The organism is Micromonospora sp. BL4 (assembly GCF_003667505.1).
Taxonomy (GTDB): Bacteria; Actinomycetota; Actinomycetes; order Mycobacteriales; family Micromonosporaceae; genus Micromonospora.
In genome coordinates, this window is record NZ_RCVJ01000202.1 from 1 (window position 1) to 14,589 (window position 14,589).

Annotated in this window: 10 protein-coding genes; 1 reads left to right on the forward strand and 9 read right to left on the reverse strand. The window is 73.9% G+C overall.

Annotation, left to right across the window (positions count from 1 at the left end; all coding sequences use genetic code 11):
• Positions 1–9: 9 nt before the first annotated feature.
• The 6 genes from EAD89_RS26945 to ligA all read right to left on the reverse strand — a co-directional run bounded on the left by EAD89_RS26945 (position 10) and on the right by ligA (position 10,842).
• Positions 10–2,367, reverse strand: a complete 2,358-nt coding sequence (locus EAD89_RS26945) for a pyruvate dehydrogenase (protein ID WP_121677677.1) — start codon at positions 2,365–2,367, stop codon at positions 10–12.
• A 103-nt stretch (positions 2,368–2,470) separates the two neighbouring features.
• The gene (gene gatB / locus EAD89_RS26950; protein ID WP_121657373.1) at positions 2,471–3,970 is read right to left on the reverse strand and encodes an Asp-tRNA(Asn)/Glu-tRNA(Gln) amidotransferase subunit GatB; all 1,500 of its coding nucleotides are present in this window, start codon (positions 3,968–3,970) and stop codon (positions 2,471–2,473) included.
• Between the two features lie 13 nt (positions 3,971–3,983).
• Positions 3,984–5,459, reverse strand: coding sequence for an Asp-tRNA(Asn)/Glu-tRNA(Gln) amidotransferase subunit GatA (gatA, locus tag EAD89_RS26955; RefSeq protein ID WP_121657374.1), 1,476 nt, complete (start codon positions 5,457–5,459; stop codon positions 3,984–3,986).
• Positions 5,456–5,761, reverse strand: coding sequence for an Asp-tRNA(Asn)/Glu-tRNA(Gln) amidotransferase subunit GatC (gatC, locus tag EAD89_RS26960; protein WP_053659512.1), 306 nt, complete (start codon positions 5,759–5,761; stop codon positions 5,456–5,458). The genes gatA and gatC overlap by 4 nt, the downstream gene beginning before the upstream one ends.
• A 157-nt stretch (positions 5,762–5,918) precedes the next feature.
• Positions 5,919–8,558 carry a bifunctional diguanylate cyclase/phosphodiesterase gene (locus tag EAD89_RS26965; protein WP_121677678.1) on the reverse strand — a complete coding sequence of 880 codons (2,640 nt, stop codon included), beginning with the start codon at positions 8,556–8,558 and terminating at the stop codon, positions 5,919–5,921.
• A gap of 148 nt (positions 8,559–8,706) precedes the next feature.
• The gene (ligA, locus tag EAD89_RS26970) at positions 8,707–10,842 is read right to left on the reverse strand and encodes an NAD-dependent DNA ligase LigA (RefSeq protein WP_121677679.1); all 2,136 of its coding nucleotides are present in this window, start codon (positions 10,840–10,842) and stop codon (positions 8,707–8,709) included.
• A gap of 243 nt (positions 10,843–11,085) precedes the next feature.
• On the opposite strand from ligA, the gene EAD89_RS26975 reads away from it, so the two are divergent.
• Complete coding sequence (locus tag EAD89_RS26975) at positions 11,086–11,640, forward strand: type II toxin-antitoxin system PemK/MazF family toxin (RefSeq protein WP_121677683.1); 555 nt, start codon at positions 11,086–11,088, stop codon at positions 11,638–11,640.
• A gap of 366 nt (positions 11,641–12,006) precedes the next feature.
• Here EAD89_RS26975 and EAD89_RS26985 read toward each other — a convergent pair whose 3' ends face one another.
• From EAD89_RS26985 to mnmA, 3 genes are all read right to left on the reverse strand, one after another.
• A complete protein-coding gene (locus EAD89_RS26985) occupies positions 12,007–12,372 on the reverse strand; it encodes a VOC family protein (RefSeq protein ID WP_199733643.1) in 366 nt (121 codons plus the stop codon).
• A 36-nt stretch (positions 12,373–12,408) separates the two neighbouring features.
• A complete protein-coding gene (locus EAD89_RS26990; protein ID WP_121656841.1) occupies positions 12,409–13,413 on the reverse strand; it encodes a methionine synthase in 1,005 nt (334 codons plus the stop codon).
• A gap of 65 nt (positions 13,414–13,478) precedes the next feature.
• Positions 13,479–14,552 (reverse strand): tRNA 2-thiouridine(34) synthase MnmA, encoded by a 1,074-nt coding sequence (mnmA, locus tag EAD89_RS26995; protein WP_121677682.1) that lies wholly within the window; start codon positions 14,550–14,552, stop codon positions 13,479–13,481.
• Between the last annotated feature and the right edge of the window lie 37 nt (positions 14,553–14,589).

Genomic DNA, 14,589 nt, shown 5'->3' on the forward strand with positions numbered 1-14,589 from the left:
GGATGCGGGTCAGCGCAGGGCGAGGGCGGCCAGGGCGGCGTTGACGATGCTGCCGGGCAGCAGGTCGTGCATCTCGTACAGCTCGGAGACGCTGCCGGACTGGCCGAACTCGTCCACCCCCAGCGGCACCGCCGGCGCGCCGAGCGCCGACCCGAGCCAGGCCATCGCGTGCGACGCGGCGTCGTGCACGGTCACCACCGGCACCCGGTCGGCGAACGCGGACCGCAGCGCGCCCGGCACGCTCGGCACCGTCGCCGTCCGCACACCCTGGCGCAGCGTGCGCTGCCAGGCCCGGTAGAGCCGATCCAGCGAGGTCACGTCCACCACGTGCGCGGCGACGCCCTCCTCGGCCAACTCCGCGGCGGCGGCCAGCACCTCGGGCAGCACCGCGCCGGAGGCCGCCAGCTGCACCACCGGGGCGTCGGCCAGGTGCGGGTACGCCTGGTGCGCGTCCACCAGCCGGTACGCCCCGGCGACCACCTGCCGGCGCAGCACCGCGTCACCGAGCCGGGCGCGGGCCGCCTCGAACGGGGCCTGGTCCAGCGGCCGGGTGCTCAGCCGGAAGTAGTACGCGCCGTCCTCGGCCGGGGCGGCGGTCGCCGCCGGGGCCGACCCGCCGGCGATCTGCCCGAGCGCGTCGCAGAGGAGCCAGTCCAGGCTCGTCGCGAACGCCGGCTCGACGAAGGTCACCCCGGGCAGCTCCAGCCCGACGGAAGCGGTGATGGTGGACTGGTGGGCGCCGCCCTCCGGGGCCAGCGTGATGCCCGACGGGGTGCCGGCGACCACGAACCGGGAGCCGGAGTAGGTGCCGTAGAGGAACGCGTCCAGGCCGCGCAGCACGAACGGGTCGTAGACCGTGCCCACCGGCAGCAGCGGCTGCCCGGACAGGTCCCAGGACAGGCCGAGCTGGCCGAGCAGCAGGAACAGGTTCATCTCCGAGATGCCCAGCTCGATGTGCTGCCCGGCGGGGCTCTCCGTCCAGCGCAGCATCCGGTCCTCGGTCCAGGAACGCTGCTCGGTGGGGGCGAACACCCCGGTCTTGTTGATGAAACCGGCGAGGTTGGTGGAGGTGGCCACGTCCGGCGCGGTCGTCACCAGGTAGCGCCCGACCTCCCGGTCGCGAGCCAGGTCCACCAGCACCCGACCGAAGACCTCCTGTGTGGAGATCGGCTTGGCTGCGCGTACTCCGGTGCTTTCCGGAACGGTGACCCCCAGCGCGCGCTCGCGGGGCGCGCGGGACAGCGCCTCCCGGCGGGCGCCGGCCCGGATGCCGGCCGGTGACGCCGGGTCGAGGCGGTCCCACTCGGTCTCCGCGGTCAACCCCTGCGCGGCCCGCAGCGTGTCGACCTGCTCGCTGCTGAGCAGCGCCGAGTGGTTGCGCGGGTTGCCGGCGATGGGCAGACCCCAACCCTTCACGGTGTACGCGAAGACGACGCTCGGCCGGTCGGTGACCGCGTCGCACTGGGCGTACGCGTCGAGCATCGCCTGCAGGTCGTGCCCGCCGAGGTCGGTGACGAGCGGGCCCAGCTCCTCGTCGGCGATGCCCTCGACGAAGGCGCCCACCGCAGCGGGGGCGCCGTCCAGGAACTGCTTGCGCAGCGCCGGGCCGGCCAGCCCGAACAGCGACTGGTACTGCTCGTTGGGCATCGCGTCGATCCAGTCGCGCAGCACCTCGCCGCCCGGCCGGGCGTACGCCTCGGCGAGCCGCCGGCCGTACTTGACCTCCACGACGTGCCAGCCGGCGGCCTCGAACTGGCCGCGCCACTGGTTGATCCGGATGCCGGGCACCACCCGGTCCAGCGACTGGCGGTTGAAGTCGACCAGCCACATGACGTTGCCCAGGCCGGTGGTGGCCGGGTCGGCGACCGCCTCCCAGATGTTGCCCTCGTCCAGCTCGGCGTCGCCGATCAGCGCGACGAACCGGGAGTGCGGGCGCGCGCCGAAGTGCGCGTCCACGTACCGGCGGGTGGCGGCGGCGAAGAGCGGCGCCGCCGCGCCGAGACCGACCGAGCCGGTGGAGAAGTCCACCTCGTCGGGATCCTTGGTGCGCGACGGGTACGACTGGAGGCCGCCACGGGCTCGAAGCCGCGGCAGGTACGAGCGGTCCAGGTTGCCCAGCAGGTACTGGATGGCGTGGAACACCGGGGAGGCGTGCGGCTTGACCGCCACCCGGTCCTCCGCGTCCAGGTGCGCGAACCAGAGCGCGGTCATCGCGGTGACCAGTGAGGCGCTGGACGCCTGGTGCCCGCCGACCTTCACGCCGTCGCCGGTGACCCGGTCGTGGTTGGCGGCGTCCACGATCCGGGTGGCGAGCCAGAGCACCCGCCGCTGGATCTCGTCGAGGACATCGAGGTCGTGCTGGTTCACGGTGACTCCATCCGGGCGTCGCCGTTGACGCCCTCGCGAGGGGATGCGGTTTGCACGGCGAACGGGCTGACGCATGCTGCGCCAGCCCGTTCGTCCCTACGGATCAGCCCTGGACGCCGAGGCGCTCCAGGACGAGTTCGCGGACGGTCTTCGCGTCGGCCTGACCACGGGTGGTCTTCATGACCGCGCCGACCAGCGCGCCGGCCGCGGCGACCTTGCCGCTACGGATCTTGTCGGCGATGTCGGGGTTGGCGGCGATCGCCTCGTCCACCGCGGCGGTGAGGGCGCCGGTGTCCGACACGACCTCCAGGCCCCGATTGGTCATGATCTCGGTGGGCGAGCCCTCGCCGTCGACCACGCCCTCCAGCACCGCGCGGGCCATCTTGTCGTTGAGCTTCCCGGCGTCGACCAGGCCCTGCAACTCGGCGACCTGGGCCGGGGTGGCACCGATGTCGGCCAGCTCCACGCCGCTCTCGTTGGCCCGGCGGGACAACTCGCCGAGCCACCACTTGCGGGCGGCGGCCGGCGTGGTGCCGGCGGCGACGGTCGCCTCGATCAGCTCGACCGCGCCGGCGTTCAGCACCGACTGCATGTCCAGGTCGGACAGCCCCCACTGCTGCTGGAGCCGGCGCCGGTGCACCCGGGGCAGCTCCGGCAGGGCGGCCTTCAGCTCGGCGACCCAGGCCGGGTCCGGTGCGATCGGCACCAGGTCCGGCTCCGGGAAGTACCGGTAGTCGGTCGCGGTCTCCTTGGAGCGCCCCGGGGTGGTGTCGCCGGTCTCCTCGTGGAAGTGCCGGGTCTCCTGCGTGATCCGGCCGCCGGCGTCCAGCACCGAGGCCTGCCGCAGCATCTCCGAGCGGACCGCCCGCTCCACCGAACGCAGCGAGTTGACGTTCTTGGTCTCGGTGCGGGTGCCCCACTCCTGACCCGGCAGGTTGAGGGAGGTGTTCACGTCACAGCGCAGCGAACCCTCCTCCATCCGCACGTCCGAGACGCCGAGGGTGCGGATCACGTCCCGCAGCTCGGTGACGTACGCCCGGGCCACGTCGGGGGCGAGCGCGCCGGTGCCCGGAATGGGCTTGGTGACGATCTCGACCAGCGGAATGCCGGCCCGGTTGTAGTCGACCAGCGACTCGGTCGCGCCGTGGATGCGGCCGGTGGCGCCGCCGACGTGCAGCGTCTTGCCGGTGTCCTCCTCGAGGTGCACCCGCTCGATCTCGATCCGCACCGTCTCGCCGCCGACCTCGACGTCCAGGTAGCCGTCGACGCAGATCGGCTCGTCGTACTGGCTGATCTGGAAGTTCTTCGGCATGTCCGGGTAGAAGTAGTTCTTCCGGGCGAACCGGCACCACTCGGCGATGGAGCAGTTCAGCGCCAGACCGATCCGGATGATCGCCTCGATGGCCGCCTTGTTGGCCACCGGCAGCGCCCCGGGCAGGCCCAGGCAGACCGGGCAGACCCGGGTGTTCGGCTCGCCACCGAAGTCGGTCGGGCAGCCACAGAACATCTTGGTGTTCGTGCCCAGCTCGACGTGGGTCTCCAGGCCGATCACCGGTTCGTAGCGCGCGACGACCTCGTCGTACGCGGGCAGCGTCGTCGTCATTCGGGCTCCTGCCTCACAGTGCCGGTGGGGTGAACGTGCCGACCGCGGACTCCAGCGCGGCGGCGACCCGGTACATCCGGTCGTCGGCCATCGTCGGGGCCATCACCTGGAGGCCGACGGGCAGCCCCTCGGACAGGCCGCAGGGCACCGAGATGCCCGGCCCGCCGTACAGGTTGGTCGGGATGGTGAACAGGTCGGCCAGGTACATCTGGTACGGGTCGGCGGTGCGCGCGCCGATCGGGAACGCCACCGACGGGGTGGTCGGCGAGATCAGCGCGTCGACCCGCTCGAACGCGGCGGTGAAGTCCCGCGTGATCAGCGTCCGCACCTTCTGCGCCTGCCCGTAGTAGGCGTCGTAGTAACCCGACGACAGGGCGTACGTGCCGATCATGATGCGGCGCTTGACCTCCGGGCCGAAGCCGGCCTCCCGGGTCAGCGACATGACCTCCTCCAGCGACCGGTTGCCGTCGTCGCCGACCCGCAGGCCGAAGCGGACGCCGTCGAACCGGGCCAGGTTGGAGGAGCACTCGCTCGGCGCGATCAGGTAGTACGCGGGCAGCGCGTGGACGAACGTCGGGCAGGACACGTCGACGATCTCCGCGCCCAGCTTCGCGAGGGCGTCGACCGCCTCGCGGAACGCGGCCATCACACCCGGCTCGGCGCCCTCGCCGACGAACTCGCTGACGATGCCGAGCCGTACGCCGGTCAGGTCACCGGTCGCGCCGAGCTTCGCCGCGGCCACCACGTCCGGCACGGGCTGCGGGATCGAGGTGGAGTCGCGCGGGTCGTGCCCGGCGATCACCTGGTGCAGAAGGGCCGCGTCGAGCACCGTACGGGCGCACGGGCCGGGCGTGTCCAGCGACGAGGAGAAGGCGACCAGGCCGTAGCGGGAGGTGCCGCCGTAGGTGGGCTTCACGCCGACGGTGCCGGTGACCGCGCCGGGCTGGCGGATCGAGCCGCCGGTGTCCGAGCCGATCGCCAGCGGCGCCTCGTACGCGGCCAGCGCGGCGGCGCTGCCACCACCCGAGCCGCCCGGGATCCGGCTGAGGTCCCACGGGTTGTGCGTCGGGCCGTACGCCGAGTATTCGGTGGAGGAGCCCATCGCGAACTCGTCCATGTTCGTCTTGCCGAGCATGACCGTGCCGGCCTCGCGCAGCCGCTGCACGATCGTCGCGTCGTACGGCGGGCGCCAGCCCTCCAGGATCTTCGAACCCACCGTGGTCGGCACGCCCCGGGTGGCCAGCACGTCCTTCACGGCGACCGGCACGCCGGCCAGCGGGCCCAGCTCCTCGCCGGCGGCCCGGCGCTCGTCCACCGCGCGGGCAGCGTCCAGCGCGCCGTCGGTGTCGACGTGCAGGAAGGCGTGCACCCGGTCGTCGACCGCGGCGATCCGGTCCAGGTGGGCCCGGGTCACCTCGACGGCGGAGGTCTCGCCGCCGGCGACCAGGGCGGCGATCTCCGCGGCGGTCATTCTGGTCAGGTCACTCACGAGGCCACATCCTCACTCAGGATCCGCGGTACGCGGAACCGCTGGTCCTCGGCGTCGGGTGCGCCCGACAGCGCCTCCTGCGGGGTCAGGCACGGCGTGACCACGTCCTCGCGGAAGATGTTGGTCAGCGGCACCGAGTGCGAGGTCGGCGGGATGTCCGCCGCGGCGACCTCGCCGACCTGGGCGACCGCCTGGAGGATCACGTCGAGCTGGCCGGCGAAGGTGTCCAGCTCCTCCTCGGTGACGGCGAGCCGCGACAGGCGCGCCAGGTGCGCGACCTCCTCGCGGGAGATGGCGGCCATCCGTGCCCCCTTCTGATGTCCTGCTGGTCGGGCGGTGTGCCGATCGCGCGACAGGTGGAGCGTGACGCGCGGTGACCGGAGCGAGTCTATTGTTCCGCTCCGGTGCCGCGTCCACGACTCCCCCTCCGCCAGCCGGTCGCGCCGGGTCGGTGGGCGGTCAGCGGGTGGAACGACGGCCGGCGTCGGGCTCCGGGCCGCCGCTCGGCCGGACCGGTCGGTACCGGGCCAGCCAAGTGACCAGCTCCTCGGCGGGCATCGGCCGGGCGTAGAACCAGCCCTGCGCGGCGTCGCAGCCGGCGGCGTGCAGCATCCGCCAGGTCCGCTCGTCCTCCACGCCCTCGGCGACCACCCGCAGCCCCAGCGCCCCGGCCAGCTCGATCATCGACCGGACGATCGCCGCGTCGTCGGCGTCGTCGGCCATGCCCAGCACGAACGAGCGGTCCACCTTCACCTCGGACAGCGGTAGCCGGCGCAGGTGCTGGAGGGAGGAGTATCCGGTGCCGAAGTCGTCCAGGGCGATGGCCACCCCGATCCGGTGCAGCCGGGAGATGGTGGCCAGCACCCGGCGCGGATCGGCCATCAGGGCACCCTCGGTGATCTCCAGTTGCAGTCGCTCGGCCGGCACCCCGTAGCGGGCCAGCCGGTCGGCGATCTGGTCGGCGATCTCGCCGGTGTGCAGGTCACGCACGCTCACGTTCAGCGCCGCCCGCAACCCGAGACCGGCCGCCGACCACTTGGCGAGCTGCTCCACCACGTCGTCGACCACCCGCCGGGTGAGCAGCCGCATCACCGCGCTCTGCTCGGCGACCCGGATCAGCTCCTCCGGGTCGACCATCCCCCGCCGCGGGTGCCGCCAGCGCAGCAGCGCCTCGACGCCGACCACCTCGCCGGTCGCGATGGCGATCTGCGGCTGGTAGTACATGGTGATCTCGCCGGCGTCGTCGGCGGGCTCACCGCCGGGGTGCGCCCACCCGGTCGGCCGGAGCGGCTGGTCCGGCGTACCCGGCCCGACGTCGCGTCGCGGACCGCCGCCGTCAGCCAGCGCGGGCACCGGGGCGCCGTTCGGCGATCGCCGCCCGTTCCCCCCGGCGCGCCGGTCCCGCCCCGGACCCGGGCGGGTGCCGGTGACCGTGGCGCGGGTGTTCCGGCCCCGGATCGGGTCGGCGCCGGTGGCGATCCGGTTGATCAGCTCGTCGGCGTGCACCAGCTCGGTGCCCGGCTGCCGGCGACGACCCCACCACCGGCCGCCGGACGGCGGGGCCGCCGCGACCACCGGCGACGCGCCGGCATGTGGCGCGGCCTCGGCGGGACGCAGATCACCGCTGGGCAGCGCCGCGCCATCCCCGCCGCGCACCTCGGCCGCCGGACCGAGGGGTACGTCGCCCGCCCGCTCGGCACCGACCGGCTCGACCGGCCCCGCGTCCCCGTCGGCCGTCCCCGCCGGCCGGCCGCGTCCCGCCGCCTCGGCGTCCAGCGGTTCGTCGACCGACGGGCCGCACTCCAGCACCCGGCGCAGGTCGGCGAGGAGGCCGAGCCGCTCGGCGGAGTTGTGATCGGACTCCGGGGCGTAGACGGCCACCGTGTCGTTGCGGTGCTTGGCGTCGTACATCGCCACGTCGGCGTGGCGCATCAGGGTGGCGAAGTCCTCACCGTGCTCCGGAAAGAGAGCGATCCCGATCGAGCCGCCCACGTCCAGCGGCAGCCCGTCCAGCGGCACCGGCTCGGCCAGCGCCCCGACCACCCGGTCGGCCAGGTCACGCGCCTGGCTCGCGTCGGTCAGCCCGGTCATCACGATGGCGAACTCGTCCCCGCCGAGCCGGGCGATCATCTGCGGGCGGGGCTCCACGTCGGTGAGTCGGGCGCTGACCTCCACGAGCAGCCGGTCACCCACGGCGTGCCCGAGCGCGTCGTTGACGTTCTTGAAGCGGTCCAGGTCGATCAGCAGCAGCGCCAGGTGCCCATCGGGCTCGCCCCGGGCGGTCCGCTCGGCGTGCAGGTGCACCTGCTCCGCCACCTCGGCCAGCAGGGCCTTGCGGTTGGGCAGCCCGGTGAGCGGGTCCGCGGCGGCGAGGTGCTGCTGCTCGACGGTCAGTCGGGCCATCCGGTACACGGCGAAGAGCGGCACCAGCACCAGCGGGATCAGCGCCGCGCTGACCCGTGCGGCGGCGACCAGCACCGGGGCGAGCAGCAGCAGCGAGCCCGTGGAGAGCAGCTCGAAACCGAGGCCCTGCCGGACGGTTGGCCACCACCGGTCGCCGAAGCGCAGCCGTACCGCCCAGCTGACCAGCCCGTAGTTGACCACGAACCAGGCCACCGTGGCGCCGGCGACGGCGACTACGTCCGTCCAGTGCAACCGGCCGCCGGAGAAGACGATGCCCGGCCCGAGCTGGAGGATCCCGTACGCGGCGGCGAGGGCGCACGCGTACTGACCGACGTTGAACGCCGTACGCCACGCGGCGTGCCGCATCCGCCACCCCGAGACGACCACCCCCAACGCCTGCACGGCCACCGCCGGGCCGAGCCCCCAGCCGAGCAGGATCGCGAAGGTGAAGCAGGTGGACGGGAAGACCGCGGAGGACTGCCGGCGCCCCGGAGGCACGAACGGGCGGGCGTCGCAGACCAGCGCGAGCGCGGCCATCGTCCAGAACGCCACCGGCAGGCGGGACAGCTCAGCCGGGAGTGTCGCGAGTGGACCGGCGGAGGTCAGCGCGGCGACCACCAGGATGCTGACGATGAAGGCGGTGAACGGCGCCACCCGCCCGGGCGGGATGGAGTTGCGCGGATCGGCTACCTCCATCACACCTCCCGACCGACGGTCGGCGTGCCCGTGTGCACGCCGTGACCCAATGAAACGCCCTCAGCCCCGGGTTTCCCGGTATGACAGTCACGAATCGGTCGTAGTCGTAATTAAGTTGGTATGCGCGGCCGGCGGCCACCGGAGCCGGTCAGCCCTCCACCCGGGCGACGTCCCGCGCGGCGTCCGGACCCGCGTCCAGCAGCAGTCGGAACCCGTCCTCGTCGAGCACCGGCACCTTGAGACTGGCCGCCTTGTCGGCCTTGGACCCCGGGTTGTCTCCCACCACCACGAAGCTCGTCTTCTTGGAGACCGACCCGCTGACCTTGCCGCCCCGGCTCTGCACGGCCTCGGCGGCCTGGTCCCGGGAGAAGCCGGCGAGGGTGCCGGTCACCACCACGGTCAGCCCCTCCAACGGGCGCGGCCCCTCGTCGACAGCCTCCTCGGCCATCCGTACGCCCGCCTCGGCCCACTTGCGCACCACGTCGCGGTGCCAGTCCACCGCGAACCACTCCCGGATGCTGACCGCGATCGTCGGACCGACCCCGTCGACCGAGGAGAGCTCCTCCTCGCTGGCCGCTTCGATGGCCTCCATGGAGCGGAAGTGCCGGGCGAGCGCCTGGGCCGCGGTCGGGCCGACGTGCCGGATGGAGAGCGCCACCAGCACCCGCCACAGGTCGCGCTCCCGGGCGACCGCCAGATTGTCCAGCAACTTGACCGCGTTGCTGCCCAGGCTGCCGTCCTTGTTGACGAAGAACGGGGACCGGGACAGCTGCTCGGCGTCGAGCTGGAAGAGGTCCCCCTCGTCGGCGATGATCTCCGCGTCCAGCAGGGCGGCCGCGCCCTTGTAGCCGAGCACCTCGATGTCGAACGCGCCGCGGCCGGCGAGATGGAACACCCGTTCGCGGAGCTGGGCGGGGCAGCTGCGGGTGTTGGGGCAACGAATGTCGACGTCGCCCTCCTTGGCCGGTGCGAGCGGGGTGCCGCAGGCCGGGCAGGTGGTCGGCATGACGAACGGCCGGGCGTCGGCGGGGCGCAGGTCGACCACCGGGCCGAGCACCTCGGGAATCACGTCGCCGGCCTTGCGCAGCACCACCGTGTCGCCGATCAGCACACCCTTGCGCTCCACCTCACGGGCGTTGTGCAGGGTGGCGAGCGCGACGGTGGAGCCGGCCACCCGCACCGGCTCGAGGACGGCGAACGGGGTGACCCGCCCGGTGCGCCCGACGTTGACGTCGATGTCGAGCAGCTTGGTGGTGACCTCCTCCGGCGGGTACTTGAAGGCGATCGCCCAGCGCGGCGCACGGCTGGTCGACCCGAGCCGACCCTGGATGGACACCGGGTCGACCTTGACCACCACTCCGTCGATCTCGTGCTCGACGTCGTGCCGGTGCTCGGCGTAGTAGGCGATGTATTCGGCCACGCCGGCCAGATCCGGCACCACCCGCCACCGGTCACTGGTCGGCAGGCCCCACGCCTGCAGCGCCGCGTACGACTCGGACTGGGCCGCCGGCTGCCACCCCCGGCGGGCGCCGATGCCGTGCACCACCAGGCGCAGCGGCCGCGACGCGGTGACCCGGGGATCCTTCTGGCGCAGGCTGCCGGCGGCGGCGTTGCGGGGATTGGCGAAGGGCGCCTTGCCCTGCTCCACCAGACCCGCGTTGAGGTCGGCGAACGCGGCGACCGGGAAGTAGATCTCGCCCCGGACCTCCAGCAGCTCGGGGATGTCCGGGAATTCGGCGGACGGGGAGAGCTGGCTGGGCACGTCCCGGATGCTGCGCACGTTGGCGGTGACGTCCTCGCCGGTGCGGCCGTCGCCGCGGGTGGCCGCCCGGACCAGCCGGCCGCCCTCGTAGGTCAGGTTGATCGCCAGCCCGTCGACCTTGAGCTCGCACAGGTAGGGCGCCGGGCCGCCGGCATCCCGCTCGACCCGCTCGGCCCAGGCCGCCAGCTCCTCGTCGGCGAAGGCGTTGTCGAGCGACAGCATCCGCTCGGCGTGGGTGACCGGTGTGAAGTCGGTGGAGAAGGTGCCGCCCACCCGCTGGGTCGGCGAATCCGGCGTACGCAGTGCCGGGAACTCCTCCTCCAGCGCCTCCAGCTCGCGCAGCTGCCGGTCGAACTCGGCATCGGCGATGGTCGGCGCGTCCAGCACGTAGTAGCGGTACTGGTGTTCGGTCAGCTCGCGGCTGAGCGTGGCGTGCCGCTCCCGCGCCTGCGGCGTCGGCTCTCCGCCGGCCGCCGCCTCCTGCGCCGGGCTGACCTGCTGACCGATCTGCTCCTCGGACACACCGCCACCTTCGGACACGCCTGCGACCTCCCTGATCACGCTACTCCGGCACGGTATCGGCCCGGTGAGACAATCGGTCGCCCACCCGCGCCGCGCGTTCTCGTCATCACGAGAACGGAGGGGCGTGGTTGGCGGGCGGCGCCTGGCTGGCGGGCGATGCGTGGTTGGCGGGCGGCGCGGTGTTCGGCGTGCGAGGATCGCCGGACGATGCGGCCGGCGTGCCGCGCTGAGGCGGAGGTACCGATGCCCGAGGCCCTGCTCTGGGCGGTGGCGATCCTGCTGGCGGTGGCGGCCGGCTGGGCGTGGAACGGCTGGCGACACCGGGTGGCGGACCGGCGCTCGGGCAACCGGCCGGGCACGACCCGCTCCGGCGGACGTCGCCCCGCGCCGCCGCGACCCCGCGCCGCCGACCGTCCGGGCGCCGCCGACCGGCCGAGCGCCAGACCCCGGTCGCGCGACGCCGACCGGGGAGCGGGCACGCCGGCGCCGGGCGAGGTCTGGTGGGCCGACGTGCCGTACGCCGACGGCAGCGGCTCAAAGGTGCGGCCCTGCCTGGTGCTGCGCGCCGACTCCCGGGGCGCCGCCGTACTGAAGATCACCAGCCAGGACAAGAGCGACCGGGACGACCACGTCCGCATCCCCACGCGGGACTGGGACCCGGACGCCGAGCACGACAGCTGGCTGAGTCTCACCGAGCCGACCCGGATCAGCTCGGCCGCGTTCGCCGAGCGCGCCGGCAACTGCGACGCCGACCTGTGGCGGTCGGTCCGCAGCCTGCGCCACCTGCCCACCCCCTGACACCCCGGCGGTTCGGCGCGCCGGACGCGGGGCATGAACGACTCGGTTTCCTGGAAACTGGGCCGTCCAAGGCCTCGGAACACCCCGACTTACAGAAACCCGAGACGATCAACCGCGGCGGGCACGCCAGGCCAGGCACGCCAGGCCGGATGCGACCCAGCCGGGTGCGCCAGGCCAGGCACGCCAGGCCGGATGCGACCCAGCCGGGTGCGCCAGGCCAGGCACGCCAGGCCGGATGCGACCCAGCCGGGTGCGCCAGGCCGGGTGCGCCGACCAGGCCAGGAAACGCCGCCGCAGCACTGGCTCAACCGTCTCCGGGATGAGCGAGGGCGCCTCGTGCAGCGGCCGCCGCAACCCACGTGAGGCTCAGTCCCAGCAGAGGCAGAACGGGTGGCCGGCAGGGTCGGCGTAGACCCGCCAGCCCTCGCCCTCGCCCGGAAGCCGGCGGGCGCCCAGCGCGAGGGTCGCCTTCTCGGCGGCCTCGATGTCGTCCACCGTCACGTCGAGGTGGAACTGCTGTGGACGCTCCGGGTCCGGCCAGGCGGGCGGGCGCAGGTTGAGCGCCCGCTGGAACGCCAGGCGCGGCTGGTGCCCGGGCGGCCCGCCCAGCACCACCCACTCGTCATCGGAGTCGCCCTCGGCCAGAGGCACGCCGAGCAGCTCCGCGTAGAACGCCGCCAGGGCCTGCGGGTCCGGGCAGTCGATCACCACTGTACGTAGCTGTCCAATCATGACCGTCATCCTGCCCACCGCGTACGACAGGAAACCTCAGGCCTCGGCGAGCCGCCGACCGGCGTCCCGGCACGCGGCCAGCACCACCCGGGCGTACTCCGGGCTGGCCCCGGCCAGACCGCAGGCCGGGGTGACGACCACCTGCTGGGCGAGCTGCCGGCGGGGGAAGCCGAGCCGGTCCCAGAGCTGGCGCACCCGGTCGGCCACCTGCGCGGAGGTCGGCGCGTGGCCGGCGGACGGCGGCCGGGTCGGTACGGCCCCGGCCAGCAACCCGAGGCCGGCGTCGATCGCCTCGCCCAGCGGGTCCAGCTCCGTGACCAGGTCCAGGTCGAGGGCGACCCCGGCGGCGCCCGTCGAACGGATCAACTCCAGCGGCACGTCCGGGGCGCAGCAGTGCACCACGGTCGGCACGGCGGCCGCCTCGACGACGGTACGCAGCAGGGCCGCCGCGTCCGCCGACTCCACCGCCCGGTACGCGCCCAGTCCGCTCTCGGTGGGCACCCGCCCGGCCAGCACGGTCGGCAGCGACGGCTCGTCCAGTTGGAGCAGCACCGAGGCGTGGGGCAGTCGCCGGGCGACCGCCGCGACGTGCGCGCGCAGCCCCTCGGCGAGGGACCCGGTCAGGTCACGGACCGCGCCGGGATCGCGCAGCAGCCGGCCGCCGATCGGCAGCTCCAGGGCGGCGGCCAGGGTGAGCGGACCGCCGGCCTGCACCTTGATCGGGCCGGCGTACTCCTCGGCCTGCTCGGCGAGCTGGTCCAGGTCGCGTTCCATCAGGTCGCGGGCGCGGCGCAGGTCGCGGCCCGGGCGCGGGGCGACCCGCCAGCGCCCGGTGTACAGCTCGACGGGCAGGTCGACGAGCAGCCCCGCGGTGCGACCGATCAGGTCGGCTCCGGGGCCGCGGGCCGGCAGCTCGGGAAGGTGGGGCAGCGCGGGAAGCTCACCGAGGACCACCCGCTGGGCCTCGGCGATGTCGGTGCCGGGCAGCGAACCGATGCCGGTTGCCGCGCCGGCCGGCCATGGCCACACCTGATCTGTCACGGCGGAAGGGTATCCGGTACGCGGGTCGCCCCGGGCCGCGACGGCCGGGGCGCTGGTGTGCCGGGTCAGCCGGTGATGGTGGCGGAGCCGAGGACCACGTCACCGGCCGGGTCCGGCCGGTACGCCACCACGGCCTGGCCGGCGGCGACCCCGCGTACCGGCCGGCGCAGCTCGGCGTGGAGCGCGTCGCCGTCGAGGGACACGGTGGCCGGCACCACGTCGCCGTGCGCGCGTAGCTGCACCTCGCACTCGACCGGCGCGTCCGGGCGCGGGCCGCCGGTCCACACCGGCCGCTCGGCGCGCACCCGGGACATCTCCAGCGCCTCGGCCGGGCCGACCGTCACCGTGTTGGTCTTCGGCGTGATGGAGAGCACGTAGCGCGGCCGTCCGTCCGGGGCGGGCCGGTCCAGGTGCAGCCCGCGACGCTGGCCCACCGTGTACGCGTACGCGCCGGTGTGGCTGCCGACCACGGCGCCGGTGCTCGCGTCCACCACGTCGCCCGGCGCCTCGCCGAGCCGGCCGGCCAGGAAGCCGCGGGTGTCGCCGTCGGCGATGAAGCAGATGTCGTGCGAGTCCGGCTTGTCGGCCACCGCCAGGCCACGCTCGGCGGCCTCGGCGCGGACCTGCGCCTTGGTCGAGTCGCCGAGCGGAAAGACCGACCGGTCCAGCTGCTCACGGGTGAGTACGGCCAGCACGTACGACTGGTCCTTGGCCACGTCGACGCTGCGTCGCAGCAGCCCGTCCGGGCCGAGGCGGGCGTGGTGGCCGGTGACCACCGCGTCGAAGCCAAGCGCCACAGCCCGGTCCAGCACCGCGGCGAACTTGATCTTCTCGTTGCAGCGCAGGCAGGGATTCGGTGTACGACCGGCGGCGTACTCGGCGACGAAGTCGTCCACCACGTCCTCGTGGAACCGGTCGGCCATGTCCCAGACGTAGAACGGGATGCCGATCACGTCGGCGGCCCGCCGGGCGTCCCGGGAGTCCTCCAGGGTGCAGCAGCCGCGCGCCCCGGTCCGGTAGGTCTGCGGATTGCGGGCCAGCGCCAGGTGCACGCCGGTCACGTCGTGCCCGGCCTCCACCGCCCGCGCCGCCGCCACGGCCGAGTCAACCCCGCCCGACATCGCCGCCAACACCCTCACCAGCTGACTCCCTTCCCCCCACCAGCCTATCCACCCG